A 20,498-nucleotide genomic window follows, 5' to 3' on the forward strand; every position below is an offset into this window, starting at 1 on the left:
TCTTACTTTTGCCTGAGACGCCACTGAAGGATTTCATGATTTTCCCCTGGAGAGTCTCTGTCAATGCACTAGTCCTGATTTCTCAGTTCATGCCGGGGGACAACCGGTTTCAGTTATTCTCTAGTCACAAAAGTTGCCACATAAGGACTTAGGGCATTGTGACACTTTATTTTCTTTTAATGCAATTGTGCAGGTTCCGGGTTGGCTTGATAAGGTAAAGAAACATTAAGCGAACTGGCAAGCCTTCATAGAGACGATGCCGGAATCCGACTACCCCAATTCCCTTTATGCTGCGTAGTATTAATCAGATGACCTCGTTGCAAATGCCTTCTGGGCAAGTGGTGTTCTGTGATTTCGACGGTCCAATTGTAGATGTTTCAGAGCGCTACTATCGGACCTATAGACTCGGCTTATCAACACTACAAGCCAGTCACCAAGAAACCAGTGGAGAAGCTTTACCCCTCCAAATTTTGTCAAAAAATCAGTTTTGGTGGATGAAACGCAATCGGGTAGCAGACATCGACATTGCTATTCGATCAGGTGTACCTGAAGACTTAGTAGATACACTATTGCAGCAGGTACAGCGCATCGTAAATCATCCTCATCTGCTGCAATGGGATACCCTACAACCTGGGGCTGAAATAGCTATACAGCAACTCAAACGTATAGGTATTCGCTTAGTGCTAGTAACCCTACGTCACCCTCGTCAGGTACAGGCATTTTTACAAGCTAACGATCTCATTCAATACGTTGACGAAATTTTTGGGGCCTCTGACATTAATGCAGCCCATTTAAATCGAGCAGATCAAAAAGTTGCCTTACTCAAATGCGCTATTGAAGCCCAGAAAAAACAGGGCTATCAGATATATCCCACGTGTATGATTGGCGATACTGAAGCGGATATTATCGCAGGACAACAAGCGGGTATAGTCACCGTTGCTCTTACCAATGGTATTCGTAGCCACGACTATCTCAAGCGATATCAGCCAACGTCCATCAATTCCACATTGCTCAAAGCAGTACAAAGTCGACGAATAAATCAGGCTTTACAAGCCGCGTAAGCATCCAAGATTTTTGACATAGCGAATTTTTGATAGCAATAGAAAAAGGCTATGTCTAAGTGATTTACAGCCCGCTCTCTACAGCTAATTTTTCGCCTTAAGATATCCCTTCCACCAATGATGAAGAGGGTAGTATAGAGCCGGTGTCCATAGACTGCTAAGAATAGCTGAGCTCAGGGCGACTCGTTGATGGGTACGCCAGATTTGCCAAAGGTTGAGATAAGGCGAATTTGGCCACAGTATATGTCGGAAACTCATTTGAAGCGCCATCATTGTAGCCCCAACTACTGCCATTCCAAAGACGATAAACGCCACTAAAACTACATTTTCCTGAATGATACGCTGACGTTGCAGCCTCGCAGTCAACATACCGACCACCATCAAACTTAAAGCATGGGTGGGAAAAGGCCCGGTCAAACCGTCCTGAAGCAACCCAAGCACAATCCCTGCAATCGCACCATCAAAAATTGGATAGTGAATACTCCAGATGACTACCCATATGAGCAACCAGTTAGGAGACACCCCTAAGAGCTCAATTCCAGGAAACCGCATGGGCGATAGCAGCAGACAAATCAAACAGGAACCAATGACAATGACGATATTCAGACACGTTTTCTGAAAATCAGTCAGTGTAGCCTTGCCTTTAGAGACGGTCATAGCTAATGGATAAGGACTAAGGTAAGACTATACAAGGACTACGGTGTTGCTTTATCGTCCACTATCTCGGCTGGAGGTGCATTGACGTCTGTTTTCGCTTCAAAGGGATGAATCGTAACCCACTCCAGAATATTTAGGGGAGACGACAACTGAATTACAGCTTCAGGCGCTGGACTCTTCTTCAAATCCATGCTTTCAATGCGTCCAACGGGGACTCCCTGGGGAAACAATCGACTATAGGAAGATGTGACAATGACATCACCTGGTTTAACATCAGGTGTGGTTTCAAAAAATTGCATGACTACACGACCATCGACATTGCCACGGACAACACCCAAGGCACGACTACGACTCACCTTGACCCCCATCTGGCTGGTTGGATCGGTAATTAGCAAAATTTGACTAGTGCTAGGGGAAACACTGAGCACTCGACCGACAAGACCACCAGGTCCCGTGGCCATATCTCCCTCAGTCACTCCATCTGAACTACCCTTATTAACCGTAATTTGTTGCCACCAATTGTCGGCACTGCGACCAATCACGGCAGCAATCGTTACTTTGCCCTGGCTATCGGCATAGTTGATATTTTCCCGCAGACCCTGGTTTTGATTTTCTAACTCAATCACCCGCTGCTGCAGTTCAAGAATATAAGCATTTTCCAAACGTTCTGCTTGGGTCAGTCCAGGATGCAGCGGAGAGGTTAAAACCTGATAAATCTCATAGATCACAGCTCCTTGACTCTGACGCATTGCCCAGGCTAGACCAATAACAAGGGTAGCAATACCAGCCCTTGTCGCATACCTATCCCACCAGCGTCTTAGTGCAAACATCGTTTAATTTGCAAAATCGTTGTCAATTAATCGTCCCTAAGAACTCTATAGATAGCGCGCGCTATATACATGCTCCAGAAAAACCTTTACAGATCACGAGCGCGCGCTATATACATGCTCCAGAAAAACCTTTACAGATCGCGAGAGCGAGCTCTAAATATACGTTCCAGAAGACCCTCTACAGATCGCGAGAGCGAGCACTAAATACACGCTCCATTTGACTGAAGTTCTCCAGAACACGTCCGGTGCCCAAGACGACGCAGCTTAGCGGATCAGCTGCGACATGGACAACAATACCGGTTTCATGGCTAATCAAAGTATCTAGGCCTTTGAGCAACGCTCCACCGCCTGCCAGCATAATACCCCTATCGATGATATCAGCTGCCAACTCCGGTGGTGTTCTCTCCAAGGTTCGTTTCACAGCTTCAACGATGACTGACAGGGGCTCTGCCATACTTTCACGGATTTCAGCACTTTTTACAGTGACTGTTCGAGGTAAACCGGACAGTAGATGCAATCCACGCACATCTAAAACGATTTCACCGTCGTTAGGACTCGGGTAAGCGGAGCCAATATTTATTTTGATTTCTTCAGCAGTCCGTTCACCAATAACCAAGTTGTGAACTTTTTTCATGTACTGGGAGATGGAATCACTCAATTCATCACCAGCAACACGGACCGACTCACTCAGGACAGTCCCTTGTAAGCTCAGAACAGCAACTTCAGTGGTGCCTCCACCGATATCAATAATCATGTTGCCAGTAGGCTCAGCTACAGGCAATCCCGCACCAATAGCAGCTGCCACCGGTTCATCAATCAGATAAACCATCCGAGCTCCAGCTTGCAAAGCCGCATCCATCACTGCACGACGCTCGACACCAGTGACACCACTGGGAATACCAATCACAATACGAGGCATGCCTAAAGCACGTCCTTCATGTACACGTTTTATAAAATGCTTGAGCATCAGCTCAGCAGTATCAAAATCAGCAATCACACCGTCTCGTAGGGGGCGCAGGGCTGTGATATTGCCAGGGGTCCGGCCTAGCATCCGCTTAGCTTCTTCTCCTACAGCTAAGGGCTTGCCGTCCTTATCCCTGGCGACAACAGAGGGCTCCTGTAGGACAACGCCTTTACCCGAAACATAGACCAGAGTATTAGCAGTACCCAGGTCTATGCCCATGTCACGGGAGAATGAAAAGCGATCGAGTAAACTCACTGGTATGACGTGCCCCCAAACGAGCTATGAAAAGACAAATGAACGATTTGTAAACTGGTGTGGATTTTATTACTTTCTGCGTTAACTACCATACTCCAAGGTTACACAGTCTAAAATTCTAATCATGATAGAAGTTTGTGGACCATGATTTTAATCACAGTGTGACTATTAAGGATAATTCTAGATGGCAGCACATGTCTCGCATATAAAGTAGTTAACACAGTTGCGGTTGAAAGAGCGATGAGTCTAAATGTAGTAAACCTTGTAGGTCGAGCAGGACGGGATCCTGAAGTTCGCTATTTTGAATCAGGCAACGTGCTGTGCAAATTTACAATTGCCGTGAATCGGCGTACTCGCAATAGTGACCAACCTGATTGGTTCAACTTAGAACTTTGGGGACGCAATGCTGAAGTAGCTGCCAACTATGTACGTAAAGGTAGTCTAGTCGGTGTGGTGGGCTCCCTCAAGCTTGACAGTTGGCAAGATCGAAACACAGGAGCACAACGTTCTAGTCCTGTTATTCGAGTAGAGCGCCTCGACCTATTAGGTTCTAAACGTGATAACGCTGCTCCCATGACAGGCAGTTATGATGACGAGCAATTTTAGGGAATTAGAAATTCTTCCTAGCTTGCCAAACGATTGCTTCTATCGGCATCCTTATCAGTCGCATCTCCATCGGCCTTAATATTGGCTTGAAAACCAGACCAAGCAGCACCAGGGACAACTTCGATTTTCCCCCGAGTTGGAAAGTCTAAGTCTTCAACAGCGGTCACACCATTAGTGTAGAGATATTCACGTAGTAGCTGATAAGCTTCATCAATGCTTTTTACAGTGTAGTTAGCTGCGTACAAATATGGCTTCAAACGATTATGGTTACGAGGCGCAGTTTCTCGCAATGTGACACGAGTAGCTTTTCGAGCGCTCTGCTGGCAGCTAATACGGTATTTGATGGTGTGGCTGGCTGTATTAGGGAACATTTCACTGAGAAAAAAGGGAATTCTGGAAAAGCCGCCAGGATTGACCAGCTAGCTAAATTAATGAGAAATAAGGGCCTCCGGGAATACCTCTCTACATATTATTAGCTAGTACTAATAAACGAACCCTAATCTATATTGTCTAAAGTTGTCAAAAGTAATATCGGATTGCCGGTTACATTTGATCAATTCCTTCTAATCGAAATTAGTGTACTTTGAAACGTACATTAATTATAGTTATAGCTAAATCTATCTATTTTGGAATCAATTTCTTGCATTTTAACGGGTTTCTTCCTAGCACCAAAACTCTAGGGTTAGCGATTGTTACGGTTGGATCGGAGGTTATATGCCAAATTGAGGGCGATATAATAGCTAATAATTGCTAAAACAAGTCCCACAAGAGTACTGCCAACCATAAGAGCAACCGTAATATCAAGGCCAAGGTTCATCCATTCTTGAGGGGAGCGCCCCGTCAGATTAGCTTCATTAGATTGTCCTAAAATCCAGCGACCCACCTGATAGTTAAAGGCGTATATGGGAACGTAAGTGAGAGGGTTACTAATCCAAGTACCTGCAGCTGCCACAATTTTATTGCCACGAACGGCAGCAGCGATCGCAACACCAAGCAGGGTCTGTAATCCAAACAAGGGATAACTACCGGCAAATGTTCCTGCTGCCACCCCCCTAGCAATAGCACGAGGATGGCTTCGTAACCGGATAAAACGGATATAGACGTATCTGACCAGACGCCGCATCTTAGAAAGAATATTGCGCCGGGAATGGAATGATCTTTTGTGCGCTCGGAGAGCATTGGTCCGTTGATCGTCAGAAGGACTATTTGGATCCGCCACGGTTGGATTCCTTGTGAAGTGATAAATGCAAAGCAGACCGACGCTCGATGGGCTACTAGTAGATTACATAGTAATAATTATGACAACAGTGGCAACTTTGGTAATTCCCTATGGTCCTGCTGAACAGGCGGCATAAGGTATTGTTACAAGTTGGCATTAGCTGGAGGAAGCTCACTTGCCAGGTCAAGATAGAAAAATTATTCAGGGAGAAACTATTGCTGCGATCGCAACTGCAATTGTGCCGCAACAGGGCAGTGTCGGCATTGTGCGACTATCAGGAGCCTCAGCTATAACCATTGGCCAAAAACTATTTCAAAGCTCTGGACAGTGGGAAAGTCATCGCATTCTCTATGGTTATATTCACCACCCCAACACCCAGCAAACCGTAGACGAGGCCCTGCTGTTGTTTATGCAATCGCCCCGCTCCTATACCCGCGAAGATGTGGTGGAATTTCATTGTCACGGTGGCATTATGGCCGTACAACAGGTACTCCAGCTATGTATTGCCCAAGGAGCCCGACTAGCTGAACCAGGAGAATTTACCCTGCGTGCTTTTCTTAATGGTCGTCTCGATCTAACCCAAGCTGAAGGGATTGCTGATTTAGTCGGAGCTCAATCGCCTCAAGCGGCTCAAGCCGCATTGGCCGGCATCCAAGGCAAGTTAACGGATGTGATTCGTCACTGTCGTAGTCACTGTTTAGATGTACTAGCAGAAGTAGAAGCTCGCATTGACTTTGCCGATGATTTACCACCCCTGAATGAAAATGCTGTGAAGCAAAAGCTAGAGTCAATTTTGGCTGATTTAGACCAAATTTTAGCGACGGCTCACCAAGGAGAACTTCTACGCACCGGACTCAAGGTGGCCATCGTCGGCCAGCCGAATGTGGGAAAATCTAGCTTACTCAATGCGTGGAGTCGTTGCGATCGCGCCATAGTCACGGACCTTCCTGGGACCACCCGTGATGTAGTGGAATCGCAATTAGTCGTTGCCGGTATTCCTATACAAGTATTAGATACCGCAGGTATTCGTAATGCCACAGACCAGGTAGAACAGCTCGGTATTGAACGCTCTCAAACGGCAGCCCAAAGTGCCGATGTTGTGTTGCTGACCGTAGATAGCGCCGTAGGCTGGACGGAAACGGAAACCTTGCTCTACAAAGACATTAAACACAAACCCCATATCTTAGTCGTGAATAAGGTGGATTTAGGGACCCCCATGGGTCTGCCCATCACCGATGCGCCAATAGTGCATACAGTTGCAGCAGAGGGCAAAGGTATTGACGCGCTCGAGCAGGCCATCCTCACCATTGTCCATGCTGGCAACGTCCATGCGGCCAATATCGATTTAGCCATCAATCAGCGTCAGGCAGCAGCTCTCACCCGTGCCCAACGCTCACTAAAACAGGTCCATGCAACCATAGAAGCGGCTCTGCCCTTAGATTTTTGGACCATTGACCTCAGGGATGCCATTCGAGCCCTGGGAGAAGTGACCGGTGAAGAAATGACCGAGTCAATGCTAGATGAGATTTTTAGCCGATTTTGTATTGGTAAGTAGGGATAGTCCCTTGTGGTGCCCTAAAACTTACGGCATATCGAAAGTTAAAACAATAACCCAATGGACAAGCAGAAACGGCAGGTGAACAACACCCACCAAAGTACAATTCAAACCGCATATGTCACCTTGGCGCATGAAAATTTAGAGGAGTTAGTAGAGTTTTATCAGAACCTACTCGGGTATCCGCCCTCCCCCCATGAGTCTGAGCAATACGCAGAGTTTTCACTACCAGGCCTAAAGCTGGCTCTGTTTAAGCCTAGGGCCGATCACACCGAGGAATTCTCTAAACCCGCTAGCAGCATGAGTTTATGCCTGGAAGTTGAGAATTTAGAGAGTACGATCTCAACTCTAACTGGCCTCGGTTATGCCCCACCCGACGACATTATCCATGCCAGCCACGGTCAAGAAATCTACGCCTACGACCCCGCCGGTAATCGCCTAATTTTGCATCAGTCCTCATCGTAGGGAGGTTGTATGCAACCTCCCTACGATGGATTGGCAATCTAATCCATCTGACTAATCCGCTTTAGCTTCAACAGGTCCGTCATCTTGCGCAATTTTTTAACCGTACGCTCAAAATGAGTATGGTCTTTGACATCAATCCCCAGATCAATCTCAGCAATCTGATCTGGAAAGGTCGTTACCGTAGCCCGATGGACATTAATCTTCAGATCCGATAGATGACTCAAAATATCTTTGAGCACACCCACTCGATCAATGACCTCTAGCTTGAGCATCACTGGATAGGTAGGCGCTCGACCGGCCACTGCATCTGGGGCATTCCAACGGACTGGGATCAAACGATCCCCAGGGATAGAGGCCACATTAGGACATCCCTGGCGATGAATAGCTATGCCTCGAGCCCCCATAGACACCGCACCAATAATGGATTCACCTGGCAGCGGATTACAACAACCAGCAATATGGTGTAACAGCCCTTCGACACCCATAATGGAGCTACCGGACTCATCATTACCCCCAGCACCTTCACCCCAACGGGTACGTACCACTGCACCATCGTTAATCTGCTCCGCTAGGGTTTCATCATCAACCTCTTTAACTGGTTGCAACTGTTTGATGGCTTCCTGCAAACGATTCACCACCGAGTTAAGGGTGATCTCGCCATAGCCCAAGGCAGCTAACATATCTTCAACACAGGGATAATTACTACGTTGGGCAGCTTCTTGAGCAGGGGCGGATTTGAGCAACGCGTCCAAACCATCGCGTCCCATCACCTTTTCCAGCATGGCGTGGCCACGGGTCATATTCTCATCATGGTGAGACTGTTTGTACCAGTGACGAATCCGACTGCGCGCACCGGCAGAGACAACAAAGTTGAGCCAATCGAGGCTAGGGTGGCAATTTTTATTGGTCAGAATATCAACAATATCGCCATTCTCAAGCTGAGTATCTAACGTGACAATGCGATCATTTACCTTCGCACCAGCACAGTGGTTTCCTACTTCAGTATGGATACGATACGCAAAGTCAACGGGGGTAGCGCCTTGACTCAGGGAAAAGACATCGCCTCTAGGGCTAAAAACATAAACTTCCTCATCAAAAAGATTATCCTTTACATCACTCAGGTACTCCTGAGCATCTTTGAGTTCGCTCTGCCATTCCAATAGCTGGCGTAACCAGGTAAACTTTTCATCTTCAGCATTTACCTTAGTATTGCTATTGCCAGTCTCCTTATATTTCCAGTGGGCCGCGATCCCATACTCTGCCACCCGATGCATGTCCATTGTGCGAATTTGCACTTCAATAGGGCGGCCCTGAGCACCAATCACGGCTGTGTGCAGTGACTGATAACGATTGGCCTTAGGCAAACCGATATAGTCCTTAAACCGACCAGGAATCGGCTTAAAGCTATCGTGAACCACTGCCAACGCACGATAACATTCCACTTTGGTACCGACAATAATGCGCACGGCAGCAATGTCATAGATCTGATGAAAATCTTTCTGCTGGCGCTGCATCTTACGATAGATGCTGTAAAGATGCTTGGGACGACTACTAATTTCAACACAGCTGATCCCCTCAGCCTCCAGATGTGTTTCCAATAATCCGGCAACCTGTTTCAGTCGAGATTCTCTATCTGTACGTTTCTCAGAAATTAGATTTTTGATCTCCTTATAAGCCAACTCTTCCAAATACTTAAAGGAAAGATCTTCTAATTCCCACTTGATCCGACCGATCCCTAAACGGTTAGCTAAGGGAGCAAAAATCTCGATGGTCTCACATGCCTTTTGTCGTTGCTTTTCAGGGGGTAGATGCTGCAATGTACGCATGTTGTGGAGACGATCTGCCAGTTTGACAACAATGACTCGAATATCTTGAGCCATTGCTAAAAACATGCGGCGAAAGTTTTCAGCCTGGCGTTCAGTCTTACTGTTGAATTGAAACTTTGAGAGTTTGGTTACCCCCTCCACCATCTGACGAACTTCAGCACCAAAATGGGCTTCAATCTCATCTGCAGTCACATCGGTATCTTCGACAACGTCATGCAAAAATCCTGCTGCAATCATGGCGCTATCTCCACCCAAGCTACGCAAGATATTGGCAACAGCTACCGGATGGGCAATGTATGGCTCCCCAGACGCACGCATTTGCCCCTTATGCAGTTGATAGGCAAACTCAAACGCCCGACATACAAGCTGATTATTATCTTTAGGGAGCTCGATCGAAGCTTCATGATCCCCTTCCTCAGCCAACTGGCTGTGTTCCAGGATGCAAGACCTGAGCCAAGTGGGTAAGGTACAGTCATTTGGAAGAACAGGCACTGCTGAGATCATGGTAGGTAGAAGAGGAAGGTTAAAAACTGATAAGGCCAATATTCGCCGTTAATACAGACAGGTGGTTGAACGTGGTCAACACACTCAATTGCAGCTATACCGATAAAGAAGTCAGAAACCCCAGAGTTCAGCTATCTAATCCAGCCAGCTTGCAATCATCTGTCTTGGTTTTATTGCCGTTATGTGAAATTTTTCCTGTAGTGAGATTCGCCAACTCTTCAGGCGATATCTTGCCCAAGACTATTTGCCCATTTCCGGAGTAAGAAGAGTATAAATTCTTACAATTATAAGCCTGATGCTGGTTTTGCAACTGACCACTAGCAAATAATTAGACTTGATTCTCTTAACGAACCTCTAAATTTCGGAAATATTTCGGAAACCTAGCTAGCTTTATTCTCAGGAGCACCTTACTTATTTATTAGGATAAGCGTCTGAAAAAAGAACCGTGCACTACTTATATAAAAGCTATATGTAAAAAATGACCGCTGCTGATCCCCGGCATGATTTTATCTTTCAGGTTCAGATTTATCGCCTAATTAACTGAGCGACTCTTATCTGCAATCAGCAGTAGTAAAAAATTGGGTTGCCCCGGTCTTATTAAACTCTTACATTATTATTAAATCATGACATTTACCAGTGCCGTTGAAGCCATCCGTCGTTATGAAGCCCTGTTGACTCAGCTACAAAGAGCGATCGGTCAAGCATCAATGCCCCAGAAAGCTAGTGGGCTCCAAACATTTTTTACTCAAAATTTGTGGAGCACCATTAGCCAGTTAGACCTCCCTCATCAACAGTCTCAATGGCATGCAGCCACAACAGAAATCCACCGTCATATGAGGCTTTTAGCCATAGAAATCAGCTTTGCTCAAGCCTCGCGTCATGGCAATACGCGTCAACAACGCCTAGCTCAAATTGAACAACGGTTAGACCAGTTACAAGGCTTTACCCAGGTCTTAAGTAACCTTTTGATGGGGGTACAGTCATAGCGGGTGTTACTTCATCAATAATAGAGGTGACGAGCAAGTATGCCGATAAACCTTGAGTTTTCACCGGTGAAAAACTACAGTCTGGATGTGGAGATAGGTTAGACCGAGCATTACGGTAGCCAACCATGCGATTTTGCACTTTATCACTGAGGTCGATGCTCTGTCCGAAACATCCGCAGGAGTCGTTACTGACAGGCCAAATGGTAGAAGGACTCAAGGCCCATCAATGCCCTACATGCAATGGCTCTTGGGTCACCGCTGAAGATTATCAAACTTGGCAACTTAGCCACGCTGATCCCTCCCGAACGATTAATAGTTTGACGGTACCGATTAACCGTGACGTTGATTATCAGCCCTCTCGCTACGATAACCGCGCTGGACTATGTCCCAACTGTGGCTTTTACCTGGTGCGTGAGCGAATAAATCTGCAGAAGATTGCTTTCTTCATTGAACGCTGTCCCGGTTGCAGAGGAATTTGGTGTGACGATGGGGAATGGGCTGTATTAGATCAACTGGGTCTCAGTGCCTATGTTCCAGTCCTGTTTACAGATGAATGGCATAGCTATGTACGCAATGCCGAAGCTGAGTTTCGGGAGCGCACAGCCACAGCAGAAAAACTGGGGTCTGAGATTTCAGAGAAACTGTTTGAACTTGCCAAGCTTCTAGAAGAACACCCCAATGGAGATTTTGGCGTGGCCTATTTAATGCGACGATTTGAGCAATAAGCAGCGGAACTTTGCCTGCTAAACTCTTCAATACCATCTGATTCATTTAATAAGTTAGACGTGTCTGACCTTTGTTATGACTCCCCCACTGCTACAGCTTGATAGTTTCTGTGTGGCCTATCCACGGCAGGAAAACTGGGCAGTTGAGCAGGTATCTCTATCACTTCAACCTGGAGAAATGCTTGGGTTGGTAGGAGAGTCAGGTTGTGGAAAATCAACGTTGGGACGAGCAGCACTGCGTTTATTACCTAGTAATAGTCGCACCCAAGGTCATTCATTATTTGAGGGGCAAGACGTGTTCAGGTTTTCGCCCCAGGAAGTTCGGCACTTTCGTGGGGAAGCTGTGTCATTGGTATTTCAGGATCCAATGACACGCCTTAATCCGCTGATGACGATTGGGGATCACTGTGTGGAAACCCTGCTGGCTCATCGTTCTGATTTATCAAAACAGACGGCTAAAGATATCGCGATCGCAACCCTCGAATCCGTCAGTATCCCAGCCAGTCGCTGGGAGCAGTATCCCCATGAATTTAGCGGCGGTATGCGTCAGCGGGTAGCCATTGCTCTGGCACTGCTCCTCAAACCCAAGTTAATTGTGGCCGATGAGCCTACCACTAGCTTGGATGTAACCATCTCGGCCCAAATCTTAGATCTATTGACGCAGCTATGTCGTGAACAAAACATGGCGCTGATTTTGATTTCCCATGACCTGGCCTTGGTAGGAGAATATTGCGATCGCATCGCCGTCATGTACCAGGGCAAACTGGTGGAGCTAGGCACCACTAAGCAGGTGTTGTATCAGCCCCAGGCAAAGTACACCCAATCATTGCTGCAGGCAGCCCATCAGTTGCAAAATTACGAAGTCGATGAAATTGAAGAAACCCAGAACGCCATCGAACCCCTGTTACGGGTGCAGGATCTAGTCAAGCACTACACCATTGAGCAAAATCTACTCTCAAAACTTTTCAATCGCACGCCACCAGAAATCATTAAGGCTGTCGATGGTATTTCTGTAGAGTTGCAACCCGGTGAAGTATTGGGACTCGTCGGAGAATCTGGCTGTGGCAAAAGTACCTTTTCCCGTACCCTGATGCAGATTATTCCACCCACATCAGGCAGTGTAGAGTTTCTGGGTCAAAACCTGGTAGGGATGTCAAGGCCTGAGCTCCAGACCCAACGCCGCAACTTTCAGATGATCTTCCAGGATCCACATGCCTGCCTCAATCCAATGATGACGATCGGTCGAGGGATTGCTGATCCATTAATTATTCACGGCTTAGCCAGTGCATCGGAGGCCAAAAAGCAGGTGCACGCCATGCTTAAACGGGTGGAACTAACACCGACTGAAGATTACTATCATCGCTATCCCAGTGACTTATCGGGTGGTCAGCAACAGCGAGTGGCCATCGCTCGGGCTTTGATTACTAAGCCTAAACTGGTCATCTGTGATGAACCGGTAAGTATGTTGGACGCTAGTGTCCAGGCCCAGGTATTAGAACTAATGCTAGAACTTAAAGATGAGTTAGAGCTGACCTATCTATTTATTACCCATGATTTATGGGTGGCCAGGTACCTTTGCGATCGCATCGCCGTCATGAACAGTGGAAAAATCGTTGAGCTAGAACCCACGGAAAAGCTTTTTAAGTATCCACAGCATCCTTACACGCAGGCCCTATTATCTGCGGCCCCTCTCCTAGCAAAGTAATCAGAATATTCAACTTAAATCTAAATCATTTTCCATAAAAAAGGCTGGCCTCAATAGGCCAGCCTTTTTTATGGAAAATGCTCTATAACACTCAAATAGCCGTGGGGCCGATGAGCTTACTGAACAACGATCTTGCCAACCATACCAGCACCACGATGAGGAGCACAGAAGTAGTTATACTCACCAGGCTCAGTAAAAGTTGAGGAATAGGATTCACCTGGGGAGAAAGTTAGCTGATCTTGGGATAGGGAATCAGCAACGTCTTTGCCACCAGGAACTCCAGCTGCATCGAAAATCACGTTATGGGGGGCCATTTTGTTGTTAACCCAAGTGACCGTATCGCCAGACTTGATGGTGATGGTAGAAGGCTCAAACTGGAGCAGACCTGCATCGGATCCCATTTTGACTGTGTGATCAGTAGCGTAGGCAGGAGCCGCATTGAAAACAGTGCCCGCAAAAACCAGAGCAGCTGTCACTAGCAGCACACTCATGGCTCGCAAAGCTCGGTTAATAAAGGTCATGATAGATTTTCTCAAGGTTGAATTTAGAGGTAGTTAACAGTAACTAACTACACATACTTAGACATTCTAGAATGACTGCTGTCTCTGTAGGTAGCTACACAAAAAATAAAGCATTGCTGAGCATGCTTAAGCCCAAAGCCCAGATATCAAATACCTATCCTCAGACTCACACCAGCCTCAACATGAGCACAATAGGGTAGGGAAAAAGCCTTTCAAAAGGGACTTTCAGACTCCAACAGCCATACCTTTTAATACTTCTCAGCAGACCTTATGATCGATGTCCCACAGCTTTACAGTTGTACATATTTGACGGAACGTCATTTGACGCGGTCCAAAAAAACTAGAGACGATACTTGCGTACCAGCCCATCGTTTTTTAAGCAAACGTGGTTGGAAACCATGACTGTTTTGAGAGGAGACCCCAATGAAGTCGATTGTGACTACTGTTATGGCGTTTGTAGCAAGCGCTATGTTCTTAATTGCACCACCGGCTATGGCGGCTGATGCTGGCGCTGGCGCTCAAGTGTTTTCTGCTAACTGTGCCGCTTGCCACATTGGTGGTGGCAACGCCGTTAACCCTGCCAAAACACTTAAAAAGGATGACTTGACTGCTAATGGCAAAGATACCCCTGAAGCAGTTATTACCCAGGTCACGAAGGGCAATGGCGGCATGCCTGCCTTTGGTGGTCGTCTAACCCCTGAGCAAATTGAAAATGTTGCAGCCTACGTACTTCAACAATCATCACAGGGTTGGTGATACATACGTCCTTCAGCATGCTTGCCCCTTACCTAGTCTGGATTTGAATCTAGGCTAAGTTTTAATTTAAATCTATAAAGCCTGTTTTTAGGGGTATTCCCCCCCTGGAAGCAGGTTTTTCTATTAGGTAACGTAGTTCTGAAGACTAAAAAAATCTCAAGAAGTCCGAATGGACGATCTCATCTGTGTAAAAAATAATACTTGGTTGACAGGATACTAATCGTGGATAATGCGTGACCAATACTAAAAAAGTTGTGAGGCGAGATAATGCTTGCTTGGACAGTTAAAACACTTAGTCTCCCTGCGATCGCAGGTGTTGATATCCAGTGGGTACCCTGGTGAGGCCAGGCCCGCTGGCGGCATTAGCCAGGCGATGGGCAGCTATAGTCTGCACCCTGAGTTTGGGTGGTTGTCAAGTAGCTGCTCAACTCCCTCCTGCATCCAGTGGGCGGCAGGTAACTAGTTCTAACTCAGTGATTGTGCAGCTGTTTGAATGGAGCTGGCCAGACATTGCTGAAGAGTGTGAAATATGGCTAGGCCCCCATGGGTATGGAGCTGTGCAGATTTCACCGCCCCATGAGCATCGAGTCATCGATGAAGAAGCAACACCCTTTCCCTGGTATCAGCGTTATCAACCCGTTAGCTACAAACTGTCAAGTCGTAGTGGCAATCGGGCTGAGCTGGCAAATATGGTCAACCGCTGTCATCGAGCTGGTGTAAAAGTCTATGTTGATATGGTCATCAACCATATGACCAGTGTCGGCAGCGGTCAAGGAATTGCCGGTAGCGAGTTTGATACAGCCAATTTTTCCTATGCAGGGGTGCCCTATGCCCAAACTGACTTCAATGAACCTTGCGTCATCGAAGCTAGTGATTATACCGAAGAACCCTGGCGAGTACAGCACTGTCAGCTATCCAGTAAACAAGACCTGGATACAGGCAGTGAAAAAGTACAAGCTGAATTAGCGACAGCGATGAATGAGCTCTTGGCTCTGGGGGTAGCGGGATTCCGACTTGAGGCGGCGCAGCATATCCCGCCTGATCACATTGCCAAGATTTTGCGGCGTCTGCGCCCTCTTAACACTAAATTTCACATCAACGGTGGTCGCCCCTTTATTTATCAAGAAGTCACCCATACAGGTTCTAATGCAATTAAAGCCAATGACTATTTTGGCAATGGCGCGGTAACCGAGTTTCGCTATGGTCGTAACTTAGGTGAACAGGTCCGCCATGGGCAGCTCAAAAATCTTGTGTTATTTGGTGAAGCCTGGGGTTTAATACCAAGCCACAAAGCAGTCGTCTTTACGGACAATCACAACACTCAGCGAAGTAGCGATCGCAATATCGTTACCTTTAAATCACCAGAGGATGATGGAGCTAGTTATAAACTAGCCAATGTTTTTATGCTAGCTTGGCCCTACGGCATCCCAAAAGTCATGTCTAGCTATGACTGGCCCAAAGACTTAGGAAACTGGGTAGGGCCTCCCACCGATGAGCAGGGTCGCACATTACCCGTCAGTTGTGGCAACGGCTGGATCTGTGAACATCGGTGGGCAGCTATCGCTAATATGGTGGAATTTCGCAATGTCACCCAGGGAGCTACCACAGTCGATCATTGGTGGGATAACGGCAATAGCCAGATAGCCTTTGCCCGAGGAGATCGCGGCTTTGTCGTCATCAATAACGAAAGCACAAACCTGCGTCAAACACTGATGACCGGGCTACCAGCGGGTCAATACTGCAATGTCTTATCAATAGAAACCGCTACCGCTGATCATATCCCCCAGGAGGCTCTGGCCAACTGCATGACTACAATTACGGTAGATGCAGACGGAAAAGCTAGCTTTGAAATCGGTCCTCAGCAAGCAGTCGCTCTGCACATTGGCGCACGCTTATAGACAAGCAAGCGCTATCTCTCAACCAAACACAATTGCGAAGGCCAAAGCCTTAGATTTCAGCGATCACAAGTTACCGCCATTATCCATAAAGCGTTGAAAACCCGACAGCTCCTGTACGGTTTTCAAACAGTTTTTTTCTCTAGTTACGTTGATAGGCTAAGGCTAAAGACGTATCTGCAAGGAACTTCAATCAATGCCGGTCAATAAAAACCCACGACCGCCACGCTCTCGACAAATTAGCAGCCTGCTCTTTTTACTAGGCGCAGTATTGCTGACAATCAATATTTTTCTGCCTATTCAGCGTACACCACGCACTCCCTACAGCATGTTTATCCATCAGGTGCAGGAGCATAAAGTGGTCAAAGCATCGGTAGGACAAAATGAAATTCGCTATCAGATCAAAAATGAGCTGGGAGAGCCTAGTGTAGTCTATTCCACCACACCCATTTTTGATCTGAAGCTACCAGATCTTTTAGAAGCAAATGGGGTAGAGTTCGCAGCGCCTCCCCCCCCTCAAAATCAATGGATTGGTAATTTACTGAGCTGGGTAATCCCACCATTAATCTTTATTGCCGTATGGCGCTTTTTCTTAGCCCGAGGTGGCGGACCCCAAGGAGCACTGTCCATTGGCAAAAGTAAGGCCAAGGTTTATGTCGAAGATGAAGCCACCAAAATCACTTTTGAAGATGTGGCAGGTGTAGAAGAAGCCAAAACTGAACTAGTAGAGATCGTTGACTTTTTGAAAACCCCTAAGCGGTTTACCGATATCGGTGCCAAGATCCCTAAAGGGGTACTGCTAGTCGGCCCCCCAGGAACCGGTAAAACTCTACTGGCTAAGGCTGTGGCTGGGGAAGCAGGAGTGCCCTTTTTCAGTATTTCCGGCTCCGAATTTATCGAAATGTTTGTGGGTGTGGGCTCCTCCAGGGTACGTGACCTGTTTGAGCAAGCTCAAAAGCAGGCTCCCTGTATTGTCTTTATCGATGAGCTAGATGCCATCGGTAAATCCCGTGCCTCTGGTGGGTTCTATGGCGGCAATGATGAGCGTGAGCAAACTCTTAATCAGCTGCTGACCGAGATGGATGGGTTCAGTGCAGGTGAAAATACCATCATTGTTTTAGCGGCCACTAACCGACCTGAAACACTGGACCAAGCGTTACTACGTCCTGGTCGATTTGATCGTCAGGTATTAGTAGACCGTCCTGACCTCAAGGGGCGAGAAGCCATCCTCAAAATTCATTCTCAAGAAGTGAAACTTGGTGACAATGTGGATTTGCATGTAATCGCCACAAGAACCCCAGGATTTGCGGGTGCCGACTTAGCTAATCTCGTCAATGAAGCCGCTTTACTTGCCGCTCGTAATAATCGTCAAGCAATCATCCAAGCAGACTTTGCCGAAGCTATTGAGCGTGTCGTCGCAGGCCTGGAGAAAAAGAGCCGAGTCCTCAACGACAAAGAAAAAGAAATCGTTGCCTATCACGAAGTGGGTCACGCCATGGTGGGAGCTCTGATGGAAGATAGCGGACAGGTGGAAAAAATATCCATTATTCCACGTGGCATGGCCGCCCTGGGATATACGCTACAACTACCAACGGAAGACCGATTTTTGCGTAGTGCCGACGAGTTAAAAGGTCAAATCGCAACATTATTAGGTGGGCGGTCTGCAGAGGAAGTCGTCTTTGGCTCCATTACGACTGGCGCAGCAAATGATTTGCAACGTGCCACTGAAGTGGCGGAGCAAATGGTTACAACTTATGGCATGAGTGAGGTGTTAGGGCCACTTGCCTATGATAAAGGGCAGCAAAGCTCGTTTTTAGAGAATGGGATGCCCAATGCTCGCCGCAACATGAGTGAAGAAACAGCCCGAGCCATTGATGCTGAAGTGAAGAGTTTGGTAGAAGCTGCCCATGATCAGGCATTGGGTATCCTACGTAGCAATCGAGACTTGCTGGAAAGCATTGCACAGCAGTTACTTAAGGAGGAAGTAATTGAAGGAAATTTACTGCGAGAAATGCTTGCCCAAGTAAAACCCCTGGAATCTGTGGCATAGTCTGCCAATTGAGCATTCCTCTGGTTCAAGTAGGCAAGGTAAAACCATATTTTTTAAGCTTCAGGTCATTTTCCTGAAGCTTTTGGTTATAGTTCAATCCTCAAATTTTCAAACGGGGTAGGGGTGTTGGCCGTCCGATACCATAACCTTGACCATAATCCACGTCTAGCGATCGCAATTTATATAGAATGGCATCATTTTCCACAAACTCTGCAATCGTTTTCATCCCCATCATCTTGGCCACCTGATTGACCATATCGACAATCGTGTAAATATACTCTTCTGTTTCAATATTACGAATCAAATCGCCATCAATTTTGAGGTAATCCACTGGCAGCTGGCGCAGGTAACCAAACGAAGAAACACCACTCCCAAAATCATCTAGGGCAAAACTTACCCCCAACTGCTTTAAGATGGTAATAAATTTGAGGGCCTGATCAAGTTGAGAGATTGTTGTTGTCTCAGTAATTTCAAAACATAATCGTTCTGCTGGCATAGTCGATTGTTGTAAGAGCCCTATCACAAAATCTGTAAACCGCTCATCACTTAAACTACGGCCCGAGAGATTAATAGCCACCATCGTTTTAGCTTCAGGGTAATAGTAGTAGTAGTTTGTCAGAACAGTTTTCACTACCCAGCGATCAATCAGACCAATCATGCCATAGCGCTCCGCCATGGGTATAAATAAATTAGGAGGCACAATTTTACCGTGCTCATCCGTTAAACGCAGCAAGATTTCCACATGGCTATAGGCATGATCTAACAGCGAGATAATTGGCTGCTCCATTAAATGAAAACGACTTTCTTCGATCGCCTGAGGAATATTGGCAATATGCACTAATTCAAGATGCTGTCGATCAAGTTCTGTATCATTTCGATCTGCCAAATACACCCGACCCCGGCCTAAGTCCTTTGCCTTGTAGCAAGCTAAATCAGCTCGACTAAGTAAGTCAATCACATTAGAGGCATCACCCAAAATAGGCACTAATCCAATACTCACTCCCACCTGAAACTTCCGCCCTTGCCATGTAAACTGGTAATCATTAATTTTGTCCACTAGGGCCTGAGATAGTTTTTGTCCATGCTCTAGGGAACAACCTTCTAATAACAACCCAAACTCATCTCCCCCCAAACGGCCCAAGCTATCAGAACTGCGGATAGTTTGTTGCATTAGCTGCGCCAGCTCTGTCAACAACTGATCCCCAACCAGATGACCAGCCGTATCATTAACAATTTTGAACTGATCTAGGTCAAGATATCCCAAAACCGATTGGATACCTCGATCACGAACACGTTTTATAGCTTGTCGCAATCGCGTATCAAATTCGTTGCGATTAATCAACCCCGTAAGTGAATCGTAGGTTGCTTGATAAGCAATTGTTTGGGTGAGGTTATACTCTTCTGTCACCTCTCGCTGCAGACCACGATACCCTTGAAAACGATTGTTTTTATCTAATAAGGGATGAGCATTGAGATGAAAGATCCGCAGTGTCGTGCCCGATGTTTGCAATCGTAACGGAAAGTTTTCAAGGGGTTGATGCTGAGTCAATCGATCTTCAAAATAATCCCAATTTGCCTCCAAATTAGGCAGTGAAGCTAGAGCCTGATAGGGCGTTTTACCCTCTAAATCTTCACGCTGAAGATAATGAAAATTACCAGACAAGTAAGAAAATCTGAGGTCCTTATCTAACTCCCAGAACAAATCAGCACCTAGATTTGCCAAATCGTGAGAGCGTCTTTCATTTTCTTGGAGCAAGTTAGCCTGGACTCTCCGACCACGTAGTACTTCAATGAGTAAAACAAGAACCAAAAAACTTGCCGAAAGAAGGCCAAACATGAGCGTATAAATTCACTTCCTCCCCTAACCAATACTTTCTTGGAGTTGAGGAGGAGACGGTGGAGGCAGGCCTTTTCGACC

Annotated in this window: 18 protein-coding genes; 10 read left to right on the top strand and 8 right to left on the bottom strand. The window is 46.6% G+C overall.

The genetic code is table 11. The features are described 5' to 3' along the window. The first annotated feature begins 287 nt into the window (after positions 1 to 287). Positions 288 to 1,061, top strand: a complete 774-nt coding sequence (locus IXB50_RS12120; RefSeq protein WP_215609232.1) for an HAD family hydrolase — start codon at positions 288 to 290, stop codon at positions 1,059 to 1,061. Positions 1,062 to 1,145: 84 nt separating this feature from the next. Here IXB50_RS12120 and mreD read toward each other — a convergent pair whose 3' ends face one another. The 3 genes from mreD to IXB50_RS12135 form a co-directional block, all read right to left on the bottom strand. After that, a complete protein-coding gene (gene mreD, locus IXB50_RS12125; RefSeq protein ID WP_215609233.1) occupies positions 1,146 to 1,718 on the bottom strand; it encodes a rod shape-determining protein MreD in 573 nt (190 codons plus the stop codon). A 38-nt stretch (positions 1,719 to 1,756) separates the two neighbouring features. Beyond that, complete coding sequence (gene mreC / locus IXB50_RS12130; protein ID WP_215609234.1) at positions 1,757 to 2,548, bottom strand: rod shape-determining protein MreC; 792 nt, start codon at positions 2,546 to 2,548, stop codon at positions 1,757 to 1,759. Between the two features lie 178 nt (positions 2,549 to 2,726). After that, a complete protein-coding gene (locus IXB50_RS12135; protein ID WP_036053271.1) occupies positions 2,727 to 3,767 on the bottom strand; it encodes a rod shape-determining protein in 1,041 nt (346 codons plus the stop codon). Between the two features lie 240 nt (positions 3,768 to 4,007). Here IXB50_RS12135 and IXB50_RS12140 point away from each other — a divergent pair, with 240 nt between their 5' ends. Further along, entirely contained in the window at positions 4,008 to 4,373 is a 366-nt protein-coding gene (locus tag IXB50_RS12140; protein ID WP_215609235.1) for a single-stranded DNA-binding protein, read from the top strand. A 17-nt stretch (positions 4,374 to 4,390) separates the two neighbouring features. On the opposite strand, the gene IXB50_RS12145 is transcribed toward IXB50_RS12140, so the two are convergent. Together IXB50_RS12145 and IXB50_RS12150 are read right to left on the bottom strand one after the other, a co-directional pair. Then, positions 4,391 to 4,744, bottom strand: coding sequence for a hypothetical protein (locus IXB50_RS12145; protein WP_215609236.1), 354 nt, complete (start codon positions 4,742 to 4,744; stop codon positions 4,391 to 4,393). Positions 4,745 to 5,055: 311 nt separating this feature from the next. Next, the gene (locus IXB50_RS12150) at positions 5,056 to 5,592 is read right to left on the bottom strand and encodes a DUF2062 domain-containing protein (protein ID WP_215609237.1); all 537 of its coding nucleotides are present in this window, start codon (positions 5,590 to 5,592) and stop codon (positions 5,056 to 5,058) included. A 175-nt stretch (positions 5,593 to 5,767) separates the two neighbouring features. Between IXB50_RS12150 and mnmE the strand changes: the two genes are divergently transcribed. Then, a complete protein-coding gene (gene mnmE / locus IXB50_RS12155) occupies positions 5,768 to 7,147 on the top strand; it encodes a tRNA uridine-5-carboxymethylaminomethyl(34) synthesis GTPase MnmE (RefSeq protein ID WP_216867647.1) in 1,380 nt (459 codons plus the stop codon). A 60-nt stretch (positions 7,148 to 7,207) separates the two neighbouring features. Beyond that, a complete protein-coding gene (locus IXB50_RS12160) occupies positions 7,208 to 7,612 on the top strand; it encodes a VOC family protein (RefSeq protein WP_215609238.1) in 405 nt (134 codons plus the stop codon). Positions 7,613 to 7,650: 38 nt separating this feature from the next. Here IXB50_RS12160 and IXB50_RS12165 read toward each other — a convergent pair whose 3' ends face one another. Further along, on the bottom strand, positions 7,651 to 9,942 hold the full coding sequence (locus IXB50_RS12165; RefSeq protein ID WP_215609239.1) for a RelA/SpoT family protein: 2,292 nt from the start codon (positions 9,940 to 9,942) through the stop codon (positions 7,651 to 7,653). A gap of 623 nt (positions 9,943 to 10,565) precedes the next feature. Between IXB50_RS12165 and patD the strand changes: the two genes are divergently transcribed. The 3 genes from patD (at position 10,566) to IXB50_RS12180 (ending at position 13,358) form a co-directional block, all read left to right on the top strand. Further along, the gene (gene patD, locus IXB50_RS12170) at positions 10,566 to 10,928 is read left to right on the top strand and encodes a heterocyst frequency control protein PatD (RefSeq protein ID WP_215609240.1); all 363 of its coding nucleotides are present in this window, start codon (positions 10,566 to 10,568) and stop codon (positions 10,926 to 10,928) included. Positions 10,929 to 11,083: 155 nt separating this feature from the next. Continuing rightward, positions 11,084 to 11,653 carry a zf-TFIIB domain-containing protein gene (locus tag IXB50_RS12175; RefSeq protein ID WP_215609241.1) on the top strand — a complete coding sequence of 190 codons (570 nt, stop codon included), beginning with the start codon at positions 11,084 to 11,086 and terminating at the stop codon, positions 11,651 to 11,653. Positions 11,654 to 11,729: 76 nt separating this feature from the next. Then, positions 11,730 to 13,358 carry an ABC transporter ATP-binding protein gene (locus IXB50_RS12180; RefSeq protein WP_215609242.1) on the top strand — a complete coding sequence of 543 codons (1,629 nt, stop codon included), beginning with the start codon at positions 11,730 to 11,732 and terminating at the stop codon, positions 13,356 to 13,358. 116 nt (positions 13,359 to 13,474) lie between these two features. Here the strand turns inward: IXB50_RS12180 and petE are convergent, their stop codons facing one another. After that, entirely contained in the window at positions 13,475 to 13,879 is a 405-nt protein-coding gene (gene petE, locus IXB50_RS12185) for a plastocyanin (protein ID WP_215609243.1), read from the bottom strand. A gap of 423 nt (positions 13,880 to 14,302) precedes the next feature. On the opposite strand from petE, the gene petJ reads away from it, so the two are divergent. The 3 genes from petJ (at position 14,303) to ftsH (ending at position 18,580) form a co-directional block, all read left to right on the top strand. Further along, positions 14,303 to 14,635 carry a cytochrome c6 PetJ gene (gene petJ, locus IXB50_RS12190; RefSeq protein WP_215609244.1) on the top strand — a complete coding sequence of 111 codons (333 nt, stop codon included), beginning with the start codon at positions 14,303 to 14,305 and terminating at the stop codon, positions 14,633 to 14,635. A 338-nt stretch (positions 14,636 to 14,973) separates the two neighbouring features. Next, the gene (locus tag IXB50_RS12195; protein ID WP_215609245.1) at positions 14,974 to 16,533 is read left to right on the top strand and encodes an alpha-amylase; all 1,560 of its coding nucleotides are present in this window, start codon (positions 14,974 to 14,976) and stop codon (positions 16,531 to 16,533) included. A gap of 193 nt (positions 16,534 to 16,726) precedes the next feature. Further along, on the top strand, positions 16,727 to 18,580 hold the full coding sequence (gene ftsH / locus IXB50_RS12200; protein ID WP_215609246.1) for an ATP-dependent zinc metalloprotease FtsH: 1,854 nt from the start codon (positions 16,727 to 16,729) through the stop codon (positions 18,578 to 18,580). A gap of 100 nt (positions 18,581 to 18,680) precedes the next feature. Here ftsH and IXB50_RS12205 read toward each other — a convergent pair whose 3' ends face one another. Next, the gene (locus IXB50_RS12205; protein WP_246564444.1) at positions 18,681 to 20,417 is read right to left on the bottom strand and encodes an EAL domain-containing protein; all 1,737 of its coding nucleotides are present in this window, start codon (positions 20,415 to 20,417) and stop codon (positions 18,681 to 18,683) included. Between the last annotated feature and the right edge of the window lie 81 nt (positions 20,418 to 20,498).

The sequence above is a fragment of the Leptothoe spongobia TAU-MAC 1115 genome (assembly GCF_018739885.1).
In the GTDB taxonomy this organism is placed as follows: domain Bacteria; phylum Cyanobacteriota; class Cyanobacteriia; order Phormidesmidales; family Phormidesmidaceae; genus Leptothoe; species Leptothoe spongobia.